Consider the following 24,060-nt stretch of genomic DNA (forward strand, 5'->3'; position numbering starts at 1 on the left):
CAGAGAAAACCGGAATCTGCAGTGTAGATGGCACAGACCAGGCTTCCATGACCTGGATCAACCGACCGACTGATGGTCGCTGTGCAACCAGTGCACCAGTTGCACGGCGCTCAGCGGGCGGCTGAACAGGTAGCCCTGGCACTGCTCGCAGCCGAGCTGGCGCAGGGCGCGCAGTTGCTCGGGCGTCTCCACCCCCTCGGCCAACACGCGCAGCTTGAGGTTGCGTGCCAGGCCGATGATGGTGGCGACTATCTCCAGGTTGGCCTGGTCCTCCGGCACGCCGCGCATGAAGCTCTGGTCGATCTTCAGCTTGTCCAGCGGGAAGCGTTGCAGGTAGGCCAGCGACGAGTAGCCGGTGCCGAAGTCGTCGATCGCCAGCTTCAGGCCCAGGCCCTTGAGCGCCGCCAGGCTGGCCTGGGCCTGTTCGACGTTCTCGATCAGCGCGCCCTCGGTGATCTCCAGTTCCAGGTACTCGGGTGGCAGACCGCTGTCATGCAGGGCCTCGCGCACCTGCTGCAGCAGGTCGGCCTGGCGGAACTGGCGTGGCGACAGGTTCACCGCCAGGGTCTGCAGCGCCACGCCCTGCTGGCGCCAGAACTGCATCTGCCGGCAGGCCTCGCGCAGCACCCAGGTACCGATCGGCACGATCAGCCCGGTCTCCTCGGCCAGCGGGATGAACTGCGCCGGCGACACCATGCCCTCGCTGCTGTGCCAGCGCAGCAGGGCCTCCACGCCGATGGCGCGGCCGCTCTCGGCGTCCACCAGCGGCTGGTAGTGCAGCAGCAGTTCGTTGCGCTTGAGCGCCTGGCGCAGGCGGCCCTCCAGGGTCAGGCGGGTGTGCGCCTGGTGGGTCAGGCCCTGGGTGTAGAAGCGGAAGGTATTGCGCCCCTCCTGCTTGGCCTGGTGCAGGGCGCTGTCGGCATTGCGCAGCAGGTCGTCGCCGGACAGGCCGTCGTCCGGGTACAGGCTGATGCCGATGCTGGCGCTCAGGTAGGCCTCGCGACCGCCGTTGCCCAGCGGCAGCGGGCGCTCCAGCAGCTCGATCAGGGTGCGCGCGATGGTGGCCGCCTCCTCGGGGCGCTGCAGGTTCTCCAGTACCACGAGGAATTCGTCACTGCTCAGCCGCGCCAGGGTGTCCTCGTTGCGCAGGCGCTGCTGCAGGCGACGGGCCACGGCCACCAGCAGCTCATCGCCGACCTTGTGGCCGAGGCTCTCGTTGATGGTCTTGAAGTTGTCCAGGTCGAAGTACAGCACCGCCACCCGTTCGTTGTGCCGCTGCGCATGCTCCAGGGCATGGTTGAGGCGCTCCATGGCGTACAGGCGGTTGGGAAGGTCGGTGAGGGTGTCGAAGTGCGCCAGGTGGGCCAGGCGCTCCTGGCTGTCGCGGTACTGGCTGAGGTCGGTGAAGGTCAGCACGTACTGCGGCTGCTGCGGGTCGCAGTCACGCACCTGGCTGACGGTGAGCCAGAAGGGGAAGCGCGAGCCATCCTGGCGCCGGCTGCTCAGTTCGCCCTGCCAGTGGCCGCTGTCCTGCACCTTGCGCCACAGGGTGCGGTAGCGGGTGCGGTCCAGATCGCTGCCGGGCAGCAGCGGCAGGCGCCGGCCGAGCACTTCCTGCTGGCTCAGCCCGGTGATGCTGGTGAAGGCCGGGTTGCTGGTGAGGATGCGGCGCTGGGCATCGACCACCACCACGCCTTCCTGGGTGCTCTCGAACACCGTGGCGGCCTGGCGCAGGGCCTGTTCCTGCTGCTTGCGCAGGCCGATGTCCTCGACCACCGAGATGAAGTAGTGCGGCTCGCCATTGGTGTGGCGCACCAGGGTGGCGCTGAGGTTGGCCCACAGTGTGCTGCCGTCGCGGCGCACATAGCGCTTCTCCATGTTCAGGCGGGACAGTTCGCCGCTCAGCAACTGCTGGGTCAGGCCCAGGTCGTTCTGCAGGTCGTCCGGGTGGGTGACGTCCTGGAAGGTCAACTGGATCAGTTCCTCGCGCGCGTAGCCGAGCATCTGGCACAGGCGCTGGTTGACCCGCAGCCAGTGGCCGTCCGGTGCCAGGTGGGCGATGCCGACGGCGGCCTGCTCGAAGGTGGCGCGAAAGCGCAGCTCGCTCTGCAGGCGTTCGCTGTCGCGCTGCTGCTGGCGCACGGCGAGGCCGGCCAGGCGGGTGAACTCGACCACCAGGGCGATGTCGTCGGCCGAGGGGCGGGTCACCCGCCGGTGGTAGATGCCGAACACGCCGAGCACATCGCCCTGGTCGTTCTTGAACGGTAGCGACCAGCAGGCGCGCAGCCCGGCCAGGCGGGCGACCTCGCGGAACTCGAGCCAGTACGGGTGCTCGCGGATGTCCTCGACCACGGTCAGCTCGCCGCTGGCAGCGGCGTGCCCGCAGCTGCCAACACCGAGCCGCGCGGCGCTGCCATCGACCTGCTCGACGTACTGGCCGGGCAGGCTGGGGGCGGCCAGCACGCGCAGGCGGCCCTGCTCCAGGCGCATGATCGAGACCAGCATCTGCGGGTTGATCTGCTCCAGGCGCCAGGCCATGTCGCCCAGGCTCTCCTGCAGCGGGCGCTGCGCCAGCATGCGGTCCAGCACGGCGTTGCGCGCCTCCTGCAGGGCCTGGCTGTGGCGCCGTTCCTGGATATCGCTGAGGCTGCCGCGCAGGCCCGGTTCACCGGCCGCCAGACGCAGCGATATCCAGTGCGGACTGCCGCCGGCGTCGCGCAGGCGCAGCTCGCCGAGCCAGCCGCTGGCCTGGCGCGCGATGATGGCGGAGATCTGCTGGCCGACTTCTTCCTGGTGGTCGTCCTCGACGAAGTCGAGCAGCGGACGGCCCAGGCTTTCCTGGATGCTGTAGCCGCTGATGGTCTGCCAGGCCGGGTTGACGAAGCTCAGGCGGCCGCTGGCGTCGGTGAGGAAGATCGCCTCGTGCAGCTGCTCGACCAGTTCGCGGTAGCGTGCCTCGCTGCTCTCCAACTGCTGGTGGGCCAGGTGCTGCTGGCCCAGGTCGATGTCGACGCAGTACAGCTCCAGCTGGTTGCGCGCGTTGCGCAGGATCAGGTGGCTGGAATACACGTGTACCGCGCGGCCGTCGCGGTGCTGCAGGGTCAGCTCGGCGGCGGGGATGGCCGGGCCGCCGATCATCCAGGCGTTGATGTCGTTGACCACCTGGGTGCGCATGGGCGGCGGGATGATCAGCTCCTCCAGGCGCCGGCCCATGGCCTCGGCCACGCTGTAGCCGTAGAGTTGGGCGCTGGCCTGGTTCCAGAAGATCACCCGGCGCTCGCGGTCGTAGCCCTGCACGGCGATGCGCGGGGTCTGCTCGAACAGCTGGCGGAAGCGCTGCTCGCTCTCGCGCAGGGCCTGTTCGTCGCGTTTCTGCCCGCTGATGTTCTGCACGCTGCCGTGGGCGTGGCCGTTGCTGTCGAGGGTGCCGCGCAGCATCAGCCAGACCACCGGTTCGCTGCCCGGGCGATTGAGCCGGGCATTGACCAGCAGCGGCGTGCCGGCCTCCAGCATGATGCCGAAGGCACGCTGCACGGCGTTGCGGTCGGCCGGGTAGAGCCAGCCGAGCAGGTCGTCGAGGTGGCCGGTGTTGTCGCTGTCGGGACGGCCGAGCAGGCGCAGGGCCTCGGGCGACCAGTGCAGCTGGCCGTCGAAGTTCCAGGTGCCGAGGCCGGCATCGCGCTGGGCCTGCTGCAGCTGCAGCAGGTGCTGGCGCAGGCCGTGTTCGAGGCGTTGCTGGACCTGCTGTTCGTGCCGGCACAGGAGCAGGATCAGCAGGCCGCTGAGCAGCACGAACAGCAGGCCCTTGGCGGTCTGTAGCCAGGCCAGGGTAGTTTCGTTGCTGACCAGCGTCTGCAGCAGGGAGTCGCTCAGCAGAATCCAGGCAACGCTGAACAACAGATAGATTGCGGCCACGCGCAGCGGCCTGGTGATGGTGGGTTGCATCCTGAACCCTCTCGGCGGTCCGGTCGATTCCCCCGGACCACTGCCGAAAGGCCGGGTCTGCTTGAGTCTAGCTGCTGTTGCTCATCCTGCCGGCGGGGCGACGGAGCGCAGTTGCTGCAGGGCCCGTTCGGCGCCTTCGTGCAGCGGTACGCCGAGTCCACGCTGGGCGTTGTCCGGCGACAGCTGGCCACCCTGCACGCTGCCGTACTGCAGCCACTGGCGGTCGAGGTCGAACAGCTGGCGCACCAGCAGCTCGACCTCGCGACTGGTCAGCTGGTCGCTGCCCAGCAGCAGGCTGCTGACCGCCAGGGTGGCCACCGGCTCGGCCTGGCCGGGGTAGCTGGCACGCGGCAGCTGATAGGCGAAGCTGCCGGGGCGCTCCTGCTGCAGGCGCGCGATGGCCGCCGGCTCCAGCGGCAGCAGGCGCAGGGCGAAGGCTTCGCTGGCGGCGCGGATGTTGTCGGCCGGGCTGCCGATCACCTGGATCAGGGCGTCCAGCCTGCCATCGCGCAGTTCCGCCAGGCCCTGCTGCAGGTCCAGGCTGGCCGCCTCGGCCAGGTCCTGCGGCTGCAGGCCGTGGGCCGCCAGCACGGCCAGGGCGGTGTGCCGCGAGGCGGAGCCGCCCTGGCCGAGGTTGACGCGCCGGCCGCGCAGGTCGGCGATGCTGCGCAGCTCGCCGTCGGCACGCACCAGCACATGCACCGGCTCCGGATAGAGGCTGGCCAGGGCGCGCAGGCGGTGGTTCGGCCCGTCTTCGGCGAAGGGCCCGGCGCCGCTCACCGCCAGGTGCGCCATGTCGCTCTGCGACAGGGCCAGCAGCACCTCGCCGGCGCGCAGCAGGCGCAGGTTGTCGAGGCCGCCCTCGGTGTTCAGCGGCAGGATGCTCAGGCCCTGCTCGCGCAGCGCGCTGCTCATGGCCTGGGCGAAGCGCGCGTACTGCCCGGCCTGCGGGCCGCCGGCCAGCGGGTAGCCGCTGTGCAGGCGGCCGAGACGGCCCTGGATGTTGGTCAGCGAGCGTTCCAGCTCATCGCTGATGACCTTGCGCTCGGCGCTGCCGGTGCCGCCGGGCGCCAGGTTGAGCGCGGTACTGATGGCCAGCACCAGCGCCTCGCGCGGACTGGCCGCGGCGCTGGTCTGCGGCGCCCGCGGGGCACTGAAGCCCTGCGGGACCACGGCCTGCCAGGCGCCGTCCTGCTCGCGGTAGATCAGGCTGCCGTGGGCGCGCAGCAGGTCGCCGCGCTGGTTGCCACCGCTCTCGATGCCGCTGAGGCCGCGCGGGCCGGCACCCAGGGCGCTGATCAGGCTGGCCACGCCGGGCGAGTCCCAGGAGCCGAAGTCGAGGTCGCGCTCCAGGCGCAGCTCGGCATCGAAGTACACCAGCAGGCGTGCTTCGCCGGGGGCGGAATGGGCGTCGCTGGCCGAGCCGCGCCGCTGCAGCCCCACCAGGCTCAGGCTGTCGGCGGGGAAGGCCTGTTCCAGGCGCTGCCGCAGGTCGGCTTCCAGGGCCTGCTGCTCGGGGCCGCGCGAACAGGCGGCGAGCAGGGCCAGCAGGGCGATCGTGAGGATGCGCAGCATGGTTCAGCTCCCCATGCCCGGCAGCGCCAGGAATCCGGTCAGTACCAGGGCATTGATCAGGTCGATGAGGAAGGCACCGACCAGCGGCACCACCAGGAAGGCCTGTGGCGCCGGGCCGTACTTCTGCACGATGGCCTGCATGTTGGCGATGGCGGTGGCGGTGGCGCCCAGGGCGAAGCCGCAGAAGGCCGCCGACATCACCGCGCTCTCGTAGTCGCGGCCGACCGCGCGGTACACCAGCGCGCCGCCATAGGCCAGCACCAGCACCACCTGACCCAGCAGGATCAGCAGCAGCGGGCCGGCCAGGCTGGCCACGCTGGCCAGGTTCAGCGCCATCATGGTCATGGCCAGGAACAGCGCCAGGGCCAGGCTGGACACCAGTTCGATGGCCGCGTCGTTGAGGCGCAGGCCGACCAGGTGACCGCAATTGCGGATCAGCACGCCGAGCAGCAGGCACCAGAGGAAGCTGGGCAGGGTCACCGGCGCGCCGCTGACCAGGTCGGCCAGCCACTGCCCGGCCAGTACCGCGACCAGCACGGCGGCCAGCACCGGGATCAGGCTGGCGGCGCTGATCGGTGCGGCGTCGCCATCGGCGCTGGGCTGCGCCGCGGCGGCCTGGCCATCGGTGCCGGCCAGGGCATGGCGGCGGATCAGCCACTGCGCCAGCGGGCCACCACAGATGCCGCCGAGCACCAGGCCGAGGGTGGCACCGGTCATCGCCAGCTCCATCACCGACTGGATGTTGTGCACCTCGGCGAAGCGCTCGGCGTAGGCTGCACCGGTGCCATGGCCGCCGACCAGGGTGATGGTGCCGCCGATCAGGCCCATCAGCGGATGCAGGTCCAGGCCCCAGGCGATCAGCAGGCCGGTGAGGTTCTGCAGCACCAGGAAGGGCGCCAGCACCAGCACGAACATCAGCAGGCGCTTGCCGCCCTGGCGCAGCAGGCCGAGGTTGGCGGACAGGCCGACGGCGGCGAAGAAGGCCAGCAGCAGTACCGGCTTGAGGGTGACGTCGAACTCCAGGCGCAGCTCCGTGACGCTGCCGACCAGCAGCATGCCGAGGGCGAACAGCAGGCCGCCGGTGATCGGGTCGGGGATGTTGTAGCGCGACAGCAGGGGGATCAGGCGGTTGACGTGGCGGCCCAGGAGTAGAACCAGCACGGTCGCCAGCAGGGTTTCCACGGGTTGCAGCGTCATCGGCGCTCCTTATCCGGATCGGCTCTGGCACGCCCGCTTGCGGGGCATGAGCAGAGCCTAGACCAGGGCGCCGGGGCTGTCTTCAGAAGCCTTCCAGAACGATCTTGCCGCGTGCCTTGCCGCTTTCCAGCAAGGCGTGGGCGCGGCGCAGGTTGGCTGCGTCGATGCGCCCGAAGTGCTCGCCCAGGGTGGTGCGCAGCACCGCGGCGTCGATCAGCTGGCCGACACGTTCGAGCAGGCGGTGCTGTTCGATCATGTCGGCGGTCTGGAACAGGGAGCGGGTGTACATGAACTCCCAGTGCAGCGACAGGCTCTTGCGCTTGAGCTGGGTCACGTCGAGCTGCGCCGGATCGTCGATCAGGGCCAGCCTGCCGCGCGGGGCAAGGGCCTCCACCAGCTGGTCGAAGTACTGGTCGGTGTGGGTCAGGCTGGCGACCCGCTCGACCTGCGCGATACCCAGGGCCTGCAACTGCGGCAGCAGCGGCTGGCTGTGATCGATCACGTGGTGGGCGCCCAGCTCGCGTACCCAGGCCTGGGTTTCGGCGCGCGAGGCGGTGCCGATGACGGTCATGCCGGTGAGCCTGCGCGCTAGCTGCACCAGGATCGAGCCGACCCCGCCGCCGGCCCCCATCACCAGCAGGCACTGGCCAGCGCCCTGGCCCTCGCGTGCGCCGAGGTGATCGAACAGCAGTTCCCAGGCGGTGATGCTGGTCAGCGGCAGGGCCGCGGCATGGGCGAAGTCCAGCGAGCCGGGCATGTGCCCGACGATGCGCTCGTCGACCAGATGCAGTTCGCTGTTGGCGCCGGGGCGGTCGATGGCGCCCGCGTAGAACACCCGGTCGCCGGGGCGGAACAGCGTGACCTCGCTACCCACCGCCCGCACCACGCCGGCCACGTCCCAGCCCAGCACCTTGGCCTGGCCGGCGTCGGGCGCCACATTGCGGCGGACCTTGGTGTCCACCGGGTTGACCGAGATGGCTCGCACTTCCACCAACAGGTCGCGCGGGCCGGGCTGGGGTGCCGGCAGTTCGAGGTCGAGCAGCGCCTCGGCATGCTCGATGGGCAGGGACTGGTAGTAGGCGATGGCTTTCACGAAGTTCATTCCTCAGGGCGCAAGCGGCAGCCGGGGCGGCTGCTGTCGAGCGCATGGTGATTCATTCAATTGGCGGGAAAAATCGGCTTGCCATAGAGTTTCTTTCAATAGAATTTTGAAAGTGGAGTTGCCATGCTGCGCCTCGATGATCTCTCTCTCTTCGTGCGCACGGCCGAGCTCGGCAGCCTGTCCGCCGCCGCGCGCGAGCTGGACTGCTCGCCAGCGGTGGCCAGCGCCGCGCTCAAGCGCCTGGAGTCGCAGCTTGGCAGCCGCCTGCTGCTGCGCTCCACCCGCAGCCTGCGGCCGACCGCCGAGGGTGAGCGTTACCTGGAGCATGCGCGTGCCGCCCTGGCCAGCCTGGAGGCCGGCCGCCAGCAACTGGCCTGCGGCCGCCAGGGCCTCGGTGGGGTGTTGCAGATCGCCGCGCCCTCGGATTTCGGGCGCAACGTGCTGCTGCCCTGGCTCGACCGCTTCCAGTCCGGCCATCCGCAGCTGGCGCTGCGCCTGCTGCTCAGCGACCGGCTGGCCGACTTCTATCGCCAGCCGGTGGATATCGCCCTGCGCTACGGGGCGCCGGAGGACTCCAGCCTGGTGGCGCTGCCCGTCGCGCCGAGCAACCGCCGCGTGCTGTGCGCCTCGCCCGCCTACTGCGCGCAGCACGGCCGGCCGCGTCGGCCGGAGGAGCTGCGTGGGCATAACTGCCTGCTGTACATGCTCGGCGGTCGCGTGCACGAGCGCTGGAGCTTCACCGCGGGCAAGCGCCGTGAGGCGCTCACGGTGGCGGGCAACCGGGTCAGCGACGATGCCGATGTGGTGCGGCGCTGGGCCGTGGCGGGGCAGGGGCTGGTGTACAAGTCCTGGCTGGACGTGGCCGACGATGTTCGCGCCGGGCGCCTGGAAGTGCTGCTGGCGGACTGGCAGGGCGAACCGACCCCGCTCAACCTGATCTGCGCCCACCGCGACCAGCTCAGCGGCGCGGTGCGCCTGCTGCGCGAGTTCCTCCAGCAGCGCTGTGCCGAGCAGCTCGCCGACGCGCCCTGGTAGCCGCTAGCGCGGCTGGCAGAGCCAGTGCAGGTAGCGGCCGAGGCCGGCGAAGCTCGGGTGGCGGCGGTAGGCCAGTTCCATCTCCAGCAGGTCGGCCAGCTCGGCCTTGGCCTGGAATTCGGCCGGCATGTAGTCGTGGAATACCCGCACGCCAGTGCGGCTCGCCACCGTCCAGTGCTCCGCCAGCCGCGCCGCCAGCTCGCGCGGGTCGAGTGGCTGCTGCGGGGTCAGGCTCTGTCCCTCGCCGGCGAAACGCTCCTTGCGCAGCTTGCGGAAATGGCCCTTGAGCAGGTTGCGGTAGACCAGCGCGTCCTTGTTGTAGAAGGCCAGCGACAGCCAGCCCTGGGCGGCGGTGAGCTGGTGCAGCACGGGCAGGATGGCGTGTGGCTCGGCCAGCCACTCCAGCACGGCATGGCACAGCACCAGGTCGTAGGGCTCGGTAAGCTGGCCGAGCAGGTCCTGCCAGGGCGCGTGGATAAAGGTCGCCGTGGCGCCGGCTTCGGCGAAGCGCTGGCGCGCGCCCTCCAGCATGGGTTCGGCCGGTTCGGCCAGGGTCACGCTGTGGCCGCGCTGGGCCAGCCACAGGCTCATGTGGCCGAGCCCGGCGCCGACGTCGAGCACCCGTAGCGGCCGTTCCGGCAGCGCTTCCTTGAGGTCGGCCTGCAGCACGGCCAGGCGGATGGCGCCCTTGGCGCCGCCGTAGATCTTCTCGGCGAAACGGGTGGCGAGCTCGTCGAAATGCCGGTCAGTCATGCGAAGCGCCTCTCGCTGTCGGCCAGCTTGGCGCGCACCGCCTGCTCCAGGTCGATGCCCAGCTCGGCGCACAGCAGCAACAGGTAGAGGACGATGTCGCCGACCTCCTGACCGGCATGCTGCAGCTGCTCGGCGGAGAGCTGGCGGGCCTGGTCTTCGGAGAGCCACTGGAAGATCTCCACCAGCTCGGCCATTTCCACGCTGGCGGCCATGGCCAGGTTCTTCGGGCTGTGGAAGCGGCGCCAGTCGTTGTGGTCGCGAATCGCGTGCAGGCGGCGGGTGAGTTCGGCGATGTCCATGGGGCTCTCCTTCGGGGCGCATAGCTTCGGCCCGAAGCCGCCGCCTCGCAAGCCCGTCAGGCGCCTTCCCGGTCCAGCAGCGCCTGCTTGCGCGGCACGCCCCAGCGGTAGCCGGTGAGTGCGCCGTTGGCACCGACCACCCGGTGGCAGGGCACCAGCAGGCCCAGCGGGTTGCTGGCGCAGGCGCGGGCCACGGCGCGGGCGTGGCTGCCGAGCTGCTCGGCCAGCTCGCCGTAGCGCCGTGTCTGCCCCGGTGGAATCTCGCGCAGGGCCTGCCACACCCGCTGCTGGAAGGCGCTGCCGCGCAGGTCCAGCGGCAGCTTGGCGGCGCGGCTCGGCTCCTGCACCTGCTGGAGCACCTCGCGCAGCCAGTCGCGCAGGCCGCGCTGGTCGCGTCTGAGTTCGGCGGCGGCGAAGCGCTGCTGCAGCTCGGCCTCCAGCTGCGCCTCGTCGTCGCCGAACAGCAGGGCGCAGGCGCCCTTGGCACTGGCGGCAAGCAGCAGCAGGCCCAGCGGGCAGTCGGCGATGGCGTAGCGCAGCACCTCGCCGGCGCCTCTCTGGCGGCGCCGCGCGGGGCTGAGGGCGGAAGTTTCCTCGTACAGCGCGCGAGTGCCGGAGTAGCCGGCCTCCAGCGCTGCCTGCAGCACCGTGCCGGCCAGCGGCAGGCCAGCCTCCAGGCGCTGGCGGCGCTGGGCGGCGAACCAGGCGCGCGGGGTCAGCCCGGTGCGCGCCTTGAAGGCCCGCGCCAGGTGCGAGGCGGACAGGCCGATGCGCGCCGCCAGCTGGTCGAGGGTCGGCGCCTGCTCGCTGCTCTCCAGCAGGCGGCAGGCGGCCACCACCAGCGCGTCCAGCTGCTCGGCCGGGCTCTGGCCCTGCGGCGAGCAGCGTTTGCACGGACGGAAACCGGCGGCCTCGGCGCTGGCCGCGTCGGCATGGAAGCTGACGTTGGCGCGCCGCGGCCGCCGCGCCGGGCAGCTGGGCCGGCAGTAGATGCCGGTGCTGCGCACGGCGAAGACGAACTGCCCGTCGCAGCGCGCGTCGCGCTCGCACAGGGCCTGCCAGCAGTGGTCGTGATCGAGCATGGCAATCTCCCGGAGGCGGTCCCCCGAATGCGTATGGCCCGATTGTCGATCCGCCCGCCGCCGCTGCCAATCCGCATCTGACTTTCAAAGCCTATGCTGAAAGCGCCTCGACCACGGAAGGACCCTTCCATGCCACGTCTGTGCTGCCTGCTCCTGCTCTGCCTGCTGCCGCTGCTGGCTCGCGCCGATCTGCAGCTGGACGAGGACGAGCGCGCCTGGCTGGCCGAGCACCCGGTATTGCGGGTGGGGCTGGAGCGTGGCGGCTGGCCACCCTTCGACGTGATCGACAAGCAAGGCCAGCACCGTGGCCTCAGCGGCGACTACCTGGCGCTGCTCGCCCAGCGCCTGGGCGTGCGCCTGCAGCCGGTGTTGCTGGACGACTGGGAAGCGGCCCAGCAGGCGCTGCGCGACGGCCAGGTCGACCTGTTGCCCTCGGTGGCCATGACCCCCGAACGCCAGGCCTACATGGCCTTCAGCGCGCCCTACCTGGTCAGCAGCAGCCTGATCTTCACCCGCGCCGACGTGGCGGTGCAGCGCCCCGGCGACCTGGCCGGCAAACTGGTGGCCATCGAGCGCGGCTATGTGCTGCAGCAGGCGCTGCGCGACAAGGTGCCGGGCGTCCAGCTGCTGGAGGTGCGCGACACCGAGGCGGCGCTGCGCGCCGTGTCGTCCGGGCGCGCCGAGGCCTATGTCGGCGACATGATCGTGGCCAGCTACCTGATCCGCGAGCTGAACCTGACCAACCTGGAGCTGCGCGGCGAGACCGGCCTGTCCACCAGCGAGTTCCGCTTCGCCACGCGGACCGACCAGACCCAGCTGGTCGCCCTGCTGGACAAGGCCCTGGCCAGCCTGGGCGACGCGGAGCAGGAGAGCATCAAGGCGCGCTGGCTGCCGCCGCTGACCGCCTTCAACTGGCGGCGCCTGCTGCAGGTGGGCTGGCCCTACCTGCTCGGCCTGGTCGCGCTGATCGCCTTCGTGCTGGTGTGGAACCGCCGCCTGGCGGTGCAGATCGCCGAGCGCCAGCGCGCCGAGGCCGAGGCCCAGCGCCAGCGCAGCACCCTGGTGGCGCTGATCAACGCCATCCCCGACCCGATCTGGTTCAAGGACGCCGAGGGCCGTTACCTGGGCATCAACCAGGCCTGCGCCGAGCTGTTCGGCTGCGACCGCGAGACGGTGGCGGGCAAGCGTGATGAAGAGTTGCTCGTCCCCGAGTGGGCCGAGGCCCGCCTTGAACATGACCTCACGGCCTTGAACTGGAGCGGGCCATTCGAAAGCGAGGGCTGGGCGATCTACCCAGATGGCCGGCGAGTGGTGTTGAACACCTTGCGCACCACCTTCGTTGATGAACGTGGATTACTGCTCGGCCTGGTCGGGGTCAGCCGCGACATCACCGTGCGCAAGCAGACCGAGGCCGAGCTGGCCAAGGCCAAGGAGCTGGCCGAGGAGGCGGCGCGGCTGAAGTCGGACTTCCTGGCCAACATGAGTCACGAGATCCGCACGCCGATGAACGCCATCATCGGCATGTCGCACCTGGCCCTGAAGACCGACCTCGATCCGCGCCAGCGCGACTACCTGAGCAAGATCCAGCAGGCCGGCCAGCACCTGCTGGGGATCATCAACGACATCCTCGACTTCTCCAAGATCGAGGCCGGCAAGCTGACCATCGAACGCATCGAGTTCGACCTGCAGCAGGTGCTGGAGAACCTCGCCAGCCTGATCGGCGACAAGGTCGGGAGCAAGGGCCTGGAGCTGGTGTTCAACCTCGATCCCGCGCTGCCCCAACAGCTGATCGGTGACCCGCTGCGCCTGGGGCAGATCCTTATCAACTACGCCAACAACGCGGTGAAGTTCACCGAGCAGGGCGAGGTCGAGGTGATCCTGCGCGACGAGGGCCGCACGGCCGACGGCGTGCTGGTCTACCTGGGCGTGCGCGACACCGGCATCGGCTTGACCCGCGAGCAGCAGGGCCGGCTGTTCGAGTCGTTCCAGCAGGCCGACAGTTCCACCACCCGCAAGTACGGTGGCACCGGCCTCGGCCTGGCCATCTGCAAGAGCCTGGCCGAGGCCATGGGCGGCAGCGTCGGGGTGGACAGCGAGCCGGGGCGCGGCAGCCTGTTCTGGTGCCGGCTGCCGCTGGGCATCGCCGGGCAGCAGGGCCAGCGCCTGCTGGCGCAGCCGGACCTGCGTGGCCGCCGGGTACTGGTGGTGGATGACAACGACAGCGCGCGTCAGGTGCTCGGCGCCATGCTGGAGAGCATGAGCTTCCGCGTCGAGACGGTGGAGTCCGGCAAGGCGGCGCTGCAGCGGGTGCAGCAGGCGGTGCTGCGCCACGAACCCTTCGAGCTGATCCTGCTGGACTGGCAGATGCCCGGCATGGATGGCCTGGAAACTGCGTGCAAGCTGCGCGAGCTGCACCTGCAGCCGCCACCGCACCTGCTGATGGCCACCGCCTACGGCCGCGAGGAAGTGCTGGCGGGCGCGCAGCGGGTGGGCATCGAGGAGGTGCTGCTCAAGCCGCTCAATCCCTCGCTGCTGTTCGACGCGGTGATCCGCAGCCTGGGCGGCGAGGGCGCGGCCGAGGGCTTCGCCCGCCTGCCGGTGGGCGAGCGGGTGCCGGACTTCGCCGGCCAGCGCGTGCTGCTGGTGGAGGACAACGAGCTGAACCGCGAGGTGGCCTGCGGCCTGCTGCAGGAGAGCGGCCTGCTGATCGACCAGGCCGAGCACGGCCAGATCGCCCTCGACCTGCTGCGGGCCAATCCCGACGGTTATTACGCCCTGGTGCTGATGGACATGCAGATGCCGGTGCTCGACGGCATCGCCACCACCGAGGCGCTGCGCCGTATGCCGCGTTTCGCCAGCCTGCCGATCGTGGCGATGACCGCCAACGCCATGCCGGCCGATCGCGAGCGCTGCCTGGCGGCGGGAATGAACGACCACCTGGGCAAGCCGATCGAGCCGGCCGAACTGTGGACCACCCTCGGCCGCTGGCTGGTGGCGCGCGCCGAGCCGCAGGCGCAGGTGGCGCAGGCGACTGCGCCGGACTGGCTACTGCCGGGGGTGGATGTCGCCAGCGGCCTGCGCCGGGTGCTGGGCAAGCCGGAGCTGTACCGCCGCCTGCTGGACAAGTTCGCCGCCAGCCAGGCCGAGTTCGCGCCGCGCCTGCGCCAGCTGCTGGCCGCCGGCGAGCAAGAGGGCGCCGAACGCGAGGCGCACAGCCTCAAGGGCCTGGCCGGCAACCTCGGTGCCGGCGACCTGGCGGCGCAGGCGGCGGCCCTGGAAAGCGCGATCAAGGATGCCCGCCACGACGAGCTGGGCGCGCTGCTCGGCGAGCTGGAGCGCAGCCTGGCCGAGCTGCTCGCGGCGATCCGCGCGCTGCCCGTGGCGCAGGCCATGGCCGAGGTCGACCCGCAGCAGCTGCTGCCGGTGTGCCAGCAGCTGCTGCGCCTGTTCGGCGACGACGATCCGCGTGCCGGAAAAGTCTTCGACGAGCAGGCCGAACTGCTGCGCAGCGCCTTTAATGATGCATATGCCCCGCTGGCGGCGGCGGTGCACGGTTTCGACTTCGAGCGGGCCCGGGCCCTGCTGCGCCAGGCCGCGCAGCAACAGGGGCTGGGGCTCTGAACAGGGGGTATGGATGATGGTGGAAATGCTCGACCGGCCCGACCAGCCGCTGATCCTGCTGGTCGACGACACCCCGGAAAACCTCACGCTGATGAGCGAGCTGCTGGCCGACCACTACCGGGTCAAGGTCGCCAACCACGGTGCCAAGGGCCTGCGCATCGCTGCCGAGAGCCAGCCCGACCTGATCCTGCTGGACATCATGATGCCGGAGATCGACGGCTACGAGGTGTGCCGGCGGCTCAAGGCCGACCCGGCCACCGCCGAGATCCCGGTGATCTTCCTCACCGCCAAGAGCGAGCAGGCCGACGAGCAGCAGGGCTTCGACCTGGGCGCGGTGGACTACATCACCAAGCCGATCAGCCCGCCCATCGTTCTCGCCCGCGTGCGTGCGCAGCTGCAGCTCAAGGCCAGTGCGGACTTCCTGCGCGACAGGAGCGAGTACCTGGAGTGGGAGGTGCGCCGCCGCACCCGTGACATCCAGCGCCTGCAGGAGGTGACCATCGAGGCCATGGCCGGCCTCGCGGCGATGCGCGACAACCCCTGCGGCAAGCACCTGGCGCGTATCGAACCGTACATGGTCGAGCTGGCCGCCACCCTGGCCCGTCAGCAACCGCTGCTGGCCGAGGAGCTGCATGAGGCGCGCATCGCCCAGCTGGGCAAGTCGGCGCTGCTGCACGGCATCGGCAAACTGGTGCTGCCCGACCGCATCCTGCTCAGCCCGGTGCCACTGCAGGGCGACGATCTCAAGCTGCTGCACAGCCATGCCCAGGCCGGGCGCGACGCCCTGCTGGCCGCCGAGGCCAAGCTGGGCAGCGTCACCGACTTCCTGCGCGATGCCCGCGATATCGTCTATAGCCAGCACGAGCACTGGGACGGCAGCGGCTATCCGCAGGGCCTGCACGGCGAGCAGATTCCGCTGGCGGCACGGCTGATGGCGGTGGTCGGCGCTTACGAGGAGCTGACCAGCCACCACCCCTACCGCCAGGCGCTGTCCTGCGCCGAGGCGGTGGCGCAGATCAGCGCGGCCAGCGGTACGCGCTTCGATCCCTCGGTGGTGCTGGCGCTGATCGAGGCGGCCGAACCTTTCACCGAGATCGCCCGCGCGCACGCCGACGATGCCGCCTCGCTGCGCTGCGAGCTGCAGCGCTTGGAGGAGTCGCTGGGCGAGAGCATCGAGCTGACCCTGCCGCCGGGCTGAAGCATGCCGTTCGCGAGGCGATTCCGCTTCGCGCTGGCGGGCTGGCGGCGGATTGCCGTATAACGCCTGCTGATTTCCCCACCGGAGCCCCTTGGCACGCGATGAAGACCCCGAAACGCCTGGAACCCCTGCTCGAAGATGGCCTGATCGACGAGGTCGTGCGCCCGCTGATGAGCGGCAAGGAAGCTTCGGTCTATGTGGTGCGCTGCGGCAAGGAACTGCGTTGCGCCAAGGTCTACAAGGAGGCCAACAAGCGCGGCTTCCGCCAGGCCGCCGAGTACCAGGAGGGCCGCAAGACCCGCAACAGCCGGGATGCCCGCGCCATGGCCAAGGGCAGCAAGTACGGGCGCAAGGAGCAGGAGGAGGCCTGGCAGAACGCCGAGGTGTCGGCGCTGTTCCGCCTGGCCGCCGCCGGCGTGCGGGTGCCCAAGCCCTACGACTACCAGGATGGCGTGCTGCTGATGGAGATGGTCGACGACGGCTATGGTGACGCCGCGCCGCGCCTCAACGATGTCGACTTGCTGCCCGAGGATGCCCGCGAGTTCCACGCCTTCATGATCGGCGAAATCGTCAAGATGCTCTGCGCCGGCCTGGTGCATGGCGACCTGTCGGAATTCAACGTGCTGCTCGACCCGCACGGCCCGGTGATCATCGACCTGCCGCAGGCGGTGGACGCGGCGGCCAACAACCATGCCTTCAGCATGCTCGAGCGCGACGTGCGCAACATGGCCGAGTATTTCGGCCAGTTCGCCCCGGAGCTGCTGGAGACCCGCTACGCCAAGGAGATGTGGGCGCTCTACGAGGACGGCAAGCTGACCCCCGAGACTCAGCTGAGCGGCCGCTTCGCCGAGCCGGAGGCGGAGGCCGATGTCGGCGCGGTGCTGCGCGAGATCAAGGCGGCGCTGGCCGAGCAGGCGCGCCGCGAGGCCGCGCGCAACGCCGAGGATGCCCCGCACGACGAGCCGCCGCCACCGCCCTGGGCGCAGTGAGGCCCGCTGTCCGGTCGCGATAGGCGGCAACTGTACCGGGCGGCGGAGGCGGGGCGCTGCTAGTGTGCGAGCACTGACTCCGGAGTCCGTCCATGCCGCTGCCGCACATCCTCCTGGCCCTGCTGGTCACCCTGATCTGGGGTGTCAACTTCGTGGTGATCAAGGTCGGCCTGCAGGACTTCCCGCCGTTGCTGTTCTGCGCCCTGCGCTTCGCCCTGGCGGCGCTGCCCCTGTTGTTCCTGCGCGGGCCGTTGCCGGCGCCGCTGTGGCGCATCGTGCAGATCGGCGTGCTGCTCGGGGTGATCAAGTTCGGCCTGCTGTTCGTCGGCATGCACCTGGGCATGCCGGCCGGCCTGTCCTCGCTGGTGCTGCAGAGCCAGGTGTTCTTCACCGTGCTGATCGCCGCCGTGCTGCTCGGCGAACGGCCCACGCCGCGCGCCCTGGTCGGACTGCTGCTGGCCGCCGGCGGGCTGCTGCTGATCGGCCTGCAGCGGCCGCTGGGCGACAGCCTGCTGGGCTTCGCCCTGGTGATCGGCGCGGCGCTGGCCTGGGCCTGCGCCAACATCGCCACCAAGCGCTCCGGGGCCAGCGACATGCTGCGCCTGATCTGCTGGGTCAGCCTGGTCCCGGTGCTGCCGCTGCTGGGCCTGTCCTACCTCTTCGAAGGGCCGCAGGCGATCGGCGCGGCGCTCGCACAGCCGAGCTGGCGCGGCATCGGCGCGTTGCTGTACATCGCCTTCCTCGCCACCACGGTCGGCTTCGCCCTGTGGAGTTTCCTGCTGCGCCGCTACCCGGCCAGCCTGGTCACGCCATTCGCCCTGGCGGTGCCGGTGTCGGGCCTGCTGGCCGGCTGGCTGCTGCTGGGCGAGGCGCTCGACGGCCTCGGCTGGCTGGCCTGTGTGCTGGTGTTCGGCGGCCTGGCGATCACCGTGTTGCCGTGGCCGCTGCGACGGCTGCGTCAGCCCGTGGCGAGCCAGTAACTACGGGGCTTTGGCTAATGCGAATCGCTTCCTGCACTGTTCGATTCCCGTGCTTGACCGCGCGCCTCTGAGGGTCGAAGCTGCCTGTCTATACGGAGTTTTTTCGGAGAAGCGTTCATGAAAGGATCGGCAGCGGTTGTCGATTACCTGAAGGATCTACTGCGTGGCGAGCTGGCCGCGCGCGACCAGTATTTCCTGCATTCGCGGATGTACGAGGACTGGGGTTTCAACAAGCTCTACGAGCGCCTCAATCACGAGATGCAGGAAGAGACCGAGCATGCCGATGCCCTGCTCAGGCGCATCCTGTTCCTCGAAGCCACGCCCGACATGACGCCCAAGCCGATCAAGCCGGGCGCCACGGTGCCGGACATGCTGCGTGCCGACCTGGCGCTGGAATACGAGGTGCGCGCGGCCCTGGCCAAGGGCATCGAGCTGTGCGAGAAGCATGGCGACTACGTCAGCCGCGAGATCCTCGAAGTGCAGCTGCACGACACCGAGGAAGATCATGCCTACTGGCTGGAGCAGCAGCTCGGCCTGATCGACCGCATCGGCCTGCAGAACTACCTGCAATCACAGGCCTGATAGCAAGGCGATGAAAAAAGGGAGCTTCGGCTCCCTTTTTTCATGTTCAGTGGCAGCACTGACCTTCCAGATCCCTGAGGATCGGGCAATCCGGGCGGTGGTCGCCCTGGCAGTGCTGTACCAGCTCGCTCAGGGTGTCGCGCAGCGCGGTCAGCTCGGCGATCTTGCGGTTCAGCTCGTCGACGTGGGCCAGGGCCAGTGCCTTGACGTCGGCGCTGGCGCGCTCGCGGTCCTGCCACAGGGCCAGCAGCTTGCCGACTTCTTCCAGCGAGAAACCCAAGTCACGCGAGCGCTTGATGAAGGCCAGCACGTGCAGGTCCTGTTCGCCGTAGCGGCGGTAGCCGCTGTCGCTGCGCCCGGCCGGCCGCAGCAGGCCGATGGACTCGTAGTAGCGGATCATCTTTGCGCTGAGTCCGCTGTGTTTCGCTGCCTGGCCGATGTTCATGAGCGCTGCTCCGTGTCGGGTTTCCAGGTGTTGAGCAGCAGCGCGTTACTCAGCACGCTGACGCTGGACAGGGCCATGGCGGCGCCGGCCACCATCGGGCTGAGCAGGCCGGCGGCGGCCAGCGGAATGCCCACCAGGTTGTAGATGAAGGCCCAGAACAGGTTCTGCTGGATCTTGCGCCAGGTGCGCCGGCTGATTTCCAGCGCCGCCGGCACCAGGCGCGGGTCGCCGCGCATCAGGGTGATGCCGGCGGCGTGCATGGCCACGTCGGTGCCGCCACCCATGGCGATGCCGACATCGGCGGCGGCCAGGGCCGGGGCATCGTTGATGCCGTCGCCGACCATGGCCACGCTGACGCCCGCGCGTTTCAGCGCGGCGACATGCGCCGCCTTGTCCGCCGGCAGGACCTGGGCATGCACCCGGTCGATGCCCAGTGCATGGCCCACGGTGTTGGCGCTGCCGGCGTTGTCGCCGCTGATCAGGTGGCTCTCGATGCCCTGGTCGCGCAGTGCGGCGACGGCCGCGGCGGCGCCTGCCTTGAGGCTGTCGCCGAAGGCCAGCAGGCCGAGCACGCGCGGCGCCGTGCCCAGCTCGATCAGCCAGGACAGGGTGCGCCCCTCGGCTTCCCAGGCCGTGGCCTGCTGGCGCAGCGGGCTGCCGAGCTGCAGTTCGTCGAACAGCCGCTGGTTGCCCAGGGCCAGCGCGCGGCCTGCCACTTCGCCGCGGATGCCGCGCCCGGCCAGGGCCTGGCTGGCGGTCAGCGGCGGCGGGGTGAGACCGCGTTCCGCGGCCGCCGTCAGCACTGCGTGTGCCAGCGGGTGCTCGCTGCCCTGCTGCAGGGCGGCGGCCAGGCGCAGCAGCTCGTCTTCCTCGATGTTCTCGCTGGCCAGGTGGACGATGCGCGGCTGGCCGGAGGTGAGGGTGCCGGTCTTGTCGAAGGCCACCACCGCGACCTTGTGCGCCAGCTCCAGGGCTTCAGCGTCCTTGATCAGGATGCCGTGGCGCGCCGCCACGCCGGTACCGGCCATGATCGCCGCCGGGGTGGCCAGGCCGAGGGCACAGGGGCAGGCGATCACCAGCACCGCCACCGCGTTGATCAGCGCCTGCTCCAGGCTGGCGCCGGCGAGCAGCCAGCCGCCGAGGGTGAGCAGGGCGATCAGCAGCACGGCCGGGACGAACACCGCGCTGACCCGGTCCACCAGCTTCTGGATCGGCGCCTTGGCCGACTGGGCGTCCTCCACCAGGCGAATGATCCGCGCCAGCACCGTCTCGCCGCCCAGGGCCGTGGTGCGCACGATCAGCCGGCCTTCGCCATTGATGGCGCCGCCGGTGACCCGGTCACCCGGGGCCTTGGCCACCGGCAGGCTCTCACCGCTGATCAGCGCCTCGTCGGCCTGGCTGTGGCCTTCGAGCACTTCGCCGTCCACCGGGAAGCGCTCGCCGGGGCGCACCACCACCCGGTCATCCAGGCGCAGGGCGGCAATCGCCACCTCTTCCTCGCGACCGTCCACCAGGCGCGTGGCGCGCTCCGGGCGCAGCGCCTCGAGGGCGCGGATGGCCGCGCTGGTCTGGCGCTTGGCGCGGCTCTCCAGGTACTTGCCGAGCAGCACCAGGGCGATGACCACCGCCGAGGCCTCGAAATACAGGTGCGGCACATGGTGTTCGGCCGTGGCCCAGAGGTACAGGCTCAGGCCGTAGCCGGCGCTGGTGCCCAGGGCCACCAGCAGGTCCATGTTGCCGCTGCCGGCCTTCACCGCCTTCCAGGCCGCCCGGTAGAAGCGCGCGCCGAGGACGAACTGCACCGGCGTGGCCAGCAGGAACTGCACCCAGGCCGGCAGCATCCAGTGCAGGCCGGCCCATTCGGCCAGCATCGGCACCACCAGCGGCGCGGCCAGCAGCAGGGCGAGGATCACCGCCAGGCGCTCGCGGCGCAGCGCGGCCTGCGGGTCCTGGGTTGGCACGCTGTCGAGCAGGCTGGCCGTGTAGCCGGCGTCCTCGACGGCGGCGATCAGCGCGGCACTGGAGGTGCCGGCGAGCATCTCGACATGGGCGCGCTCGCTAGCCAGGTTGACGCTGACGCGGCGCACCCCGGCGACCTTCAGCAGCGCCCGCTCGATGCGCCCGGCGCAGCTGGCGCAGGTCATGCCGCCGAGGTTCAGCTCCAGGCTCTGCAAGGGGACCGAGTAGCCGGCCTGCTCGACGGCCGCCAGCAGCTCGTCCAGGCGTTCGCGCGGGGCGGTGATGCGGGCCTGTTCGGTGGCCAGGTTGACGCTGCTCTGTTGCACCTCGGGCACCCGGCTCAAGGCGCGCTCGACGCGGCCGGCGCAGCTGGCGCAGGTCATGCCGTGGATGGGCAGGTCGAAGGTCTGCAGGTTGGACATGGGCGATTCCTCCTCGATTCGCCCACAGGATCAACCTTGACACCGGGTCAAGGTCAAGCCCCGCCTGCGCCTTCAATAATTCTGCGGTGCCGGGATCAGCTGCAGGCCCAGCGAGTCCATGGCGATACGGTATCTGAGCACCTCGCCGCTGTTGATCTGCAGGCTCTGGCTGCGCAGCTGCTCGAAACGTGGCTGGCAGTGCTGGCCGCCGAGCTGGCCGAGGCGCACCAGTACCTGGCCCGGGGGCAGGTTGAGGGTGATCGACTGGCCCTGGTACAGGCGCGCGGTGAGGTTGCCCTGCAGGTACAGGCCGATCTCGCAGGGTGTCGAGACTTCCAGGCGTTCGCGCGAGACGATCAGTACGCCGTAGTCGATCGGCGTGGGCAGGGTCATCGGTGCCAGCGGCACGGCAGCCGCTTGCGGCGCGGGAGTCGGCGTTGGCATCTCGCTAGCCGGCAGGGCAGGCTCGGGCACCGATTCGTCGGCCAGGGCTGGCAGGCAGAGCAGGGCGAGCAGGACGGCGGGCAGGCGCATGGCGGTGATTCCTCGAGGCTTCCCTGCAGCTTGGTTCAGCCGCCGTGGAACGACAAGTCGCCGCGGCTTGACCTTGCCATCGTGGCAGGCTTGAGACTGCTCGCAGGGCCGGAGGAGGCCCCCAGTCACCCCAGCGAGAGGTATACACCATGCAAATCCTGAAAGTTTCCGGCATGTCCTGTGGCCACTGCGTACGTGCCATCACCCGGGTGGTGCAGGCCGGCGATCCGGCGGCGGAAGTGCAGATCGACCTCGGCGCCGGCGAAGTCCGGGTCGCCAGCCGGCAGAGCCTGGAGCAGTTGCTGCAGGCCATCCGCGACAAGGGCTACGAGGCCGAGGCAGCCTGACCGCTCCGCAGGGCACCCGATCCGGGGGGGGGGCCTGTCCGCCGGTCCGGGCTATCGGGGCGGCGGATTCCATTTGCGCAGCAGGCCGCGTAGCTGCGCGTCGATCAGCGCGGCGGTGTCGCTCAGCGGGTCGAACAGGGTCGGGTCGCGCGTCCAGTCGGTGAACAGGCCGACCAGCTGCGCGTGCAGCGCGCGCGCCGCCAGGCGCGGGGTCACTCCAGGCAGCAGGCGCTGCTGGCAGGCCGGGCGCTCGAACAGTGCCTGCACCAGGCCGATGAACTGGTTGATGAAGGCGATGTGGCGTTCCTCGGCCTCGCGCAGTTCCTCGGTGAACTCGCAGCGGTGCAGCAGGATGGTGAAGATGCGCCGTTTCTGCTCGTCGCGGGCCAGGTTCTCGATCGCCTCAATGCACAGGTCGCGCAGCGACAGCAGCGGGTCGCCACCGTCGCAGCCGCCCAGGCGCTCGGCCAGTTGCTCCGGCGGCAGGCGCACCTGGCTGAGCATCTCGTGGAACAGGTGCGCCTTGTTCTCGAAGTGCCAGTACACCGCACCGCGCGTCACCCCGGCGGCGCGGGCGATCAGCTCGAGGGTGCTGTGCGCCACGCCTTTTTCCAGAAACAACTGTTCGGCAGCGGCCAGGATGGCGGCACGGGTCTGCTCGGCTTGTTCTTTGGTGCGGCGCATGGCGGGTATCGGTAATCGGTCTAGGCTCAGTCAGGGGAACGCAGTGTAACGATTTTTGCGTCATCGCTTTGTTTACAAACGTGAATGTATGTAACTAGCATGGCCGCCTTTCCGGGCTTGTGCCCGTCCAAGATGTCACGGAGACGACTCATGTTTGCTCGACCGCTCCCGCTTGCCTTTGCAACGCTGGCCCTGGGTACGTTGTTCAGCCCGCTGCTGCAGGCCGCCGACCCGGCCGCGCAGATGCCGCCGCCGGAAGTGCTGGTGGAAGCGGCCAAGGTCGAGTCGCTGCCGCTGCAGTTCGAGTACCCGGCGCGCACCGCCGGCTACCGCGAGGTGCAGGTGCGCGCCCAGGTCAGCGGCATCCTGCAGGAGCGCACCTACCAGGAGGGCAGCCAGGTCAAGCAGGGCCAGGTGCTGTTCCGCATCGACCCCCGCCCCTATGAGGCCGCGCTGGCTCGCGCCAAGGGTGCGCTGGCCCAGGAGCAGGCGCGCTACCGGCAGACCGAGCGCGACCTCAAGCGTATCCGCGAGCTGCAGAAGAAGGGCTTCGCCAGCGAGAGCGAGCTGGACAACGCGGTATCCAACTTCGAGCAGAGCAAGGCCAACATCGAGGCGGCCAGGGCCGAGGTGCAGGCCAAGCAAATCGACCTCGACTACACCACGGTGAAGGCGCCGATCTCCGGCATCACCAGCAAGGAGACGGTGTCCGAGGGCAGCCTGATGGTGGCCGGCGACCCCAACGCCAGCCTGCTGACCCAGATCACCCAGCTCGACCCCATCTATGTCAACTTCGCCGCCCCCGACCGCGAAGTGTCCAGCGTGCGCAGCGGCCTGCAGAGCGGCAGCCTGGTGCGCGACGGCGGCCAGCAGATGAGCGTGGAGATCAAGTTCGGCGACGGCTCCAGCTACCCGCTGGAAGGCAAGGTGGACTTCACCGACAGCCTGATCGACCGCGCCACCGGCACCGTCAGCGCCCGCGCCGTGGTGCCCAACCCGGACCAGGCGCTGATGCCGGGGCAGTTCGTGCGCGTGGTGGTCAAGGGCATCAGCAAGCCCAACGCGGTGACCGTGCCGGAGCGCGCCATCTCCCAGGGGCCCAATGGCACCTTCGTCTATGTGGTGGACGAGCAGGGCCTGGCGCGCATTCGCCCGGTCACCACCGCGCACACCGCCGCGGGGCGCTGGGTGGTGGACAGCGGCATCGCCGCCGGCGACCGGGTGATAGTCGAGGGCCTGCCCAAGGTGCGGCCGAACGCACCGGTCAAGGTGGCCGAGGCCCCTGCGGCCCCGGCCACCCAGCCTTAAGGA

General features: G+C 70.1%; 19 protein-coding genes. 8 read left to right on the plus strand and 11 right to left on the minus strand.

What is annotated here, in order from left to right; genetic code table 11:
- Positions 1 to 57 precede the first annotated feature (57 nt).
- From AAG092_RS17050 to AAG092_RS17065, 4 genes are all read right to left on the minus strand, one after another.
- Complete coding sequence (locus AAG092_RS17050; protein ID WP_373387604.1) at positions 58 to 3,945, minus strand: PAS domain S-box protein; 3,888 nt, start codon at positions 3,943 to 3,945, stop codon at positions 58 to 60.
- An 81-nt stretch (positions 3,946 to 4,026) separates the two neighbouring features.
- Entirely contained in the window at positions 4,027 to 5,520 is a 1,494-nt protein-coding gene (locus tag AAG092_RS17055) for a TAXI family TRAP transporter solute-binding subunit (RefSeq protein WP_373387605.1), read from the minus strand.
- A gap of 3 nt (positions 5,521 to 5,523) precedes the next feature.
- Complete coding sequence (gltS, locus tag AAG092_RS17060) at positions 5,524 to 6,717, minus strand: sodium/glutamate symporter (protein ID WP_373387606.1); 1,194 nt, start codon at positions 6,715 to 6,717, stop codon at positions 5,524 to 5,526.
- A gap of 82 nt (positions 6,718 to 6,799) precedes the next feature.
- Complete coding sequence (locus AAG092_RS17065; RefSeq protein WP_373387607.1) at positions 6,800 to 7,810, minus strand: zinc-binding alcohol dehydrogenase family protein; 1,011 nt, start codon at positions 7,808 to 7,810, stop codon at positions 6,800 to 6,802.
- Between the two features lie 132 nt (positions 7,811 to 7,942).
- On the opposite strand from AAG092_RS17065, the gene AAG092_RS17070 reads away from it, so the two are divergent.
- Positions 7,943 to 8,854: a LysR family transcriptional regulator gene (locus tag AAG092_RS17070; RefSeq protein ID WP_373387608.1), complete on the plus strand. Its 912-nt coding sequence runs from the start codon at positions 7,943 to 7,945 to the stop codon at positions 8,852 to 8,854.
- A 3-nt stretch (positions 8,855 to 8,857) separates the two neighbouring features.
- Here the strand turns inward: AAG092_RS17070 and AAG092_RS17075 are convergent, their stop codons facing one another.
- Genes AAG092_RS17075 through ada form a run of 3 tightly spaced genes read right to left on the minus strand, consistent with a single transcriptional unit; the run spans position 8,858 to position 10,988 of the window.
- Positions 8,858 to 9,607 carry a methyltransferase domain-containing protein gene (locus tag AAG092_RS17075; protein ID WP_373387609.1) on the minus strand — a complete coding sequence of 250 codons (750 nt, stop codon included), beginning with the start codon at positions 9,605 to 9,607 and terminating at the stop codon, positions 8,858 to 8,860.
- Positions 9,604 to 9,906, minus strand: coding sequence for a nucleotide pyrophosphohydrolase (locus tag AAG092_RS17080; protein WP_373387610.1), 303 nt, complete (start codon positions 9,904 to 9,906; stop codon positions 9,604 to 9,606). Before AAG092_RS17080 ends, AAG092_RS17075 begins: the two co-directional genes overlap by 4 nt.
- Positions 9,907 to 9,962: 56 nt before the next feature.
- Positions 9,963 to 10,988 (minus strand): bifunctional DNA-binding transcriptional regulator/O6-methylguanine-DNA methyltransferase Ada, encoded by a 1,026-nt coding sequence (gene ada / locus AAG092_RS17085; protein WP_373387611.1) that lies wholly within the window; start codon positions 10,986 to 10,988, stop codon positions 9,963 to 9,965.
- Between the two features lie 129 nt (positions 10,989 to 11,117).
- Between ada and AAG092_RS17090 the strand changes: the two genes are divergently transcribed.
- The 5 genes from AAG092_RS17090 (at position 11,118) to bfr (ending at position 18,358) form a co-directional block, all read left to right on the plus strand.
- On the plus strand, positions 11,118 to 14,609 hold the full coding sequence (locus AAG092_RS17090; protein ID WP_373387612.1) for a response regulator: 3,492 nt from the start codon (positions 11,118 to 11,120) through the stop codon (positions 14,607 to 14,609).
- Positions 14,610 to 14,625: 16 nt separating this feature from the next.
- Entirely contained in the window at positions 14,626 to 15,807 is a 1,182-nt protein-coding gene (locus AAG092_RS17095) for a two-component system response regulator (protein WP_373389613.1), read from the plus strand.
- A 101-nt stretch (positions 15,808 to 15,908) separates the two neighbouring features.
- Positions 15,909 to 16,796, plus strand: a complete 888-nt coding sequence (locus AAG092_RS17100; protein WP_021701414.1) for a PA4780 family RIO1-like protein kinase — start codon at positions 15,909 to 15,911, stop codon at positions 16,794 to 16,796.
- A gap of 92 nt (positions 16,797 to 16,888) precedes the next feature.
- A complete protein-coding gene (locus AAG092_RS17105; RefSeq protein ID WP_373387613.1) occupies positions 16,889 to 17,776 on the plus strand; it encodes an EamA family transporter in 888 nt (295 codons plus the stop codon).
- A 117-nt stretch (positions 17,777 to 17,893) separates the two neighbouring features.
- Positions 17,894 to 18,358, plus strand: a complete 465-nt coding sequence (gene bfr, locus AAG092_RS17110; RefSeq protein ID WP_110681723.1) for a bacterioferritin — start codon at positions 17,894 to 17,896, stop codon at positions 18,356 to 18,358.
- A gap of 46 nt (positions 18,359 to 18,404) precedes the next feature.
- Here bfr and cueR read toward each other — a convergent pair whose 3' ends face one another.
- From cueR to AAG092_RS17125, 3 genes are all read right to left on the minus strand, one after another.
- Entirely contained in the window at positions 18,405 to 18,803 is a 399-nt protein-coding gene (cueR, locus tag AAG092_RS17115; RefSeq protein WP_110681724.1) for a Cu(I)-responsive transcriptional regulator, read from the minus strand.
- Complete coding sequence (locus tag AAG092_RS17120) at positions 18,800 to 21,184, minus strand: heavy metal translocating P-type ATPase (protein ID WP_373387615.1); 2,385 nt, start codon at positions 21,182 to 21,184, stop codon at positions 18,800 to 18,802. The genes cueR and AAG092_RS17120 overlap by 4 nt, the downstream gene beginning before the upstream one ends.
- A gap of 72 nt (positions 21,185 to 21,256) precedes the next feature.
- On the minus strand, positions 21,257 to 21,628 hold the full coding sequence (locus tag AAG092_RS17125; RefSeq protein ID WP_110681959.1) for a hypothetical protein: 372 nt from the start codon (positions 21,626 to 21,628) through the stop codon (positions 21,257 to 21,259).
- A 239-nt stretch (positions 21,629 to 21,867) separates the two neighbouring features.
- On the opposite strand from AAG092_RS17125, the gene AAG092_RS17130 reads away from it, so the two are divergent.
- Complete coding sequence (locus AAG092_RS17130) at positions 21,868 to 22,065, plus strand: heavy-metal-associated domain-containing protein (RefSeq protein ID WP_373387616.1); 198 nt, start codon at positions 21,868 to 21,870, stop codon at positions 22,063 to 22,065.
- A 51-nt stretch (positions 22,066 to 22,116) separates the two neighbouring features.
- On the opposite strand, the gene AAG092_RS17135 is transcribed toward AAG092_RS17130, so the two are convergent.
- A complete protein-coding gene (locus AAG092_RS17135) occupies positions 22,117 to 22,749 on the minus strand; it encodes a TetR family transcriptional regulator (RefSeq protein WP_373387617.1) in 633 nt (210 codons plus the stop codon).
- A gap of 150 nt (positions 22,750 to 22,899) precedes the next feature.
- Here AAG092_RS17135 and AAG092_RS17140 point away from each other — a divergent pair, with 150 nt between their 5' ends.
- Entirely contained in the window at positions 22,900 to 24,057 is a 1,158-nt protein-coding gene (locus AAG092_RS17140; protein WP_110681728.1) for an efflux RND transporter periplasmic adaptor subunit, read from the plus strand.
- Positions 24,058 to 24,060 lie beyond the last annotated feature (3 nt).

The sequence above is a fragment of the Pseudomonas alcaligenes genome (assembly GCF_041729615.1).
Classification (GTDB): domain Bacteria; phylum Pseudomonadota; class Gammaproteobacteria; order Pseudomonadales; family Pseudomonadaceae; genus Aquipseudomonas; species Aquipseudomonas alcaligenes_B.

Bases quoted from the DNA above. Each gene is read 5' to 3' on its own strand.
- AAG092_RS17050 (WP_373387604.1), bottom strand. From the start codon at position 3,945: ATGCAACCCACCATCACCAGGCCGCTGCGCGTGGCCGCAATCTATCTG.
- AAG092_RS17055 (WP_373387605.1), bottom strand. From the start codon at position 5,520: ATGCTGCGCATCCTCACGATCGCCCTGCTGGCCCTGCTCGCCGCCTGT.
- gltS (WP_373387606.1), bottom strand. From the start codon at position 6,717: ATGACGCTGCAACCCGTGGAAACCCTGCTGGCGACCGTGCTGGTTCTA.
- AAG092_RS17070 (WP_373387608.1), top strand. From the start codon at position 7,943: ATGCTGCGCCTCGATGATCTCTCTCTCTTCGTGCGCACGGCCGAGCTC.
- AAG092_RS17075 (WP_373387609.1), bottom strand. From the start codon at position 9,607: ATGACTGACCGGCATTTCGACGAGCTCGCCACCCGTTTCGCCGAGAAG.
- AAG092_RS17080 (WP_373387610.1), bottom strand. From the start codon at position 9,906: ATGGACATCGCCGAACTCACCCGCCGCCTGCACGCGATTCGCGACCAC.
- ada (WP_373387611.1), bottom strand. From the start codon at position 10,988: ATGCTCGATCACGACCACTGCTGGCAGGCCCTGTGCGAGCGCGACGCG.
- AAG092_RS17090 (WP_373387612.1), top strand. From the start codon at position 11,118: ATGCCACGTCTGTGCTGCCTGCTCCTGCTCTGCCTGCTGCCGCTGCTG.
- AAG092_RS17095 (WP_373389613.1), top strand. From the start codon at position 14,626: ATGGTGGAAATGCTCGACCGGCCCGACCAGCCGCTGATCCTGCTGGTC.
- AAG092_RS17100 (WP_021701414.1), top strand. From the start codon at position 15,909: ATGAAGACCCCGAAACGCCTGGAACCCCTGCTCGAAGATGGCCTGATC.
- AAG092_RS17105 (WP_373387613.1), top strand. From the start codon at position 16,889: ATGCCGCTGCCGCACATCCTCCTGGCCCTGCTGGTCACCCTGATCTGG.
- bfr (WP_110681723.1), top strand. From the start codon at position 17,894: ATGAAAGGATCGGCAGCGGTTGTCGATTACCTGAAGGATCTACTGCGT.
- cueR (WP_110681724.1), bottom strand. From the start codon at position 18,803: ATGAACATCGGCCAGGCAGCGAAACACAGCGGACTCAGCGCAAAGATG.
- AAG092_RS17120 (WP_373387615.1), bottom strand. From the start codon at position 21,184: ATGTCCAACCTGCAGACCTTCGACCTGCCCATCCACGGCATGACCTGC.
- AAG092_RS17125 (WP_110681959.1), bottom strand. From the start codon at position 21,628: ATGCCAACGCCGACTCCCGCGCCGCAAGCGGCTGCCGTGCCGCTGGCA.
- AAG092_RS17130 (WP_373387616.1), top strand. From the start codon at position 21,868: ATGCAAATCCTGAAAGTTTCCGGCATGTCCTGTGGCCACTGCGTACGT.
- AAG092_RS17135 (WP_373387617.1), bottom strand. From the start codon at position 22,749: ATGCGCCGCACCAAAGAACAAGCCGAGCAGACCCGTGCCGCCATCCTG.
- AAG092_RS17140 (WP_110681728.1), top strand. From the start codon at position 22,900: ATGTTTGCTCGACCGCTCCCGCTTGCCTTTGCAACGCTGGCCCTGGGT.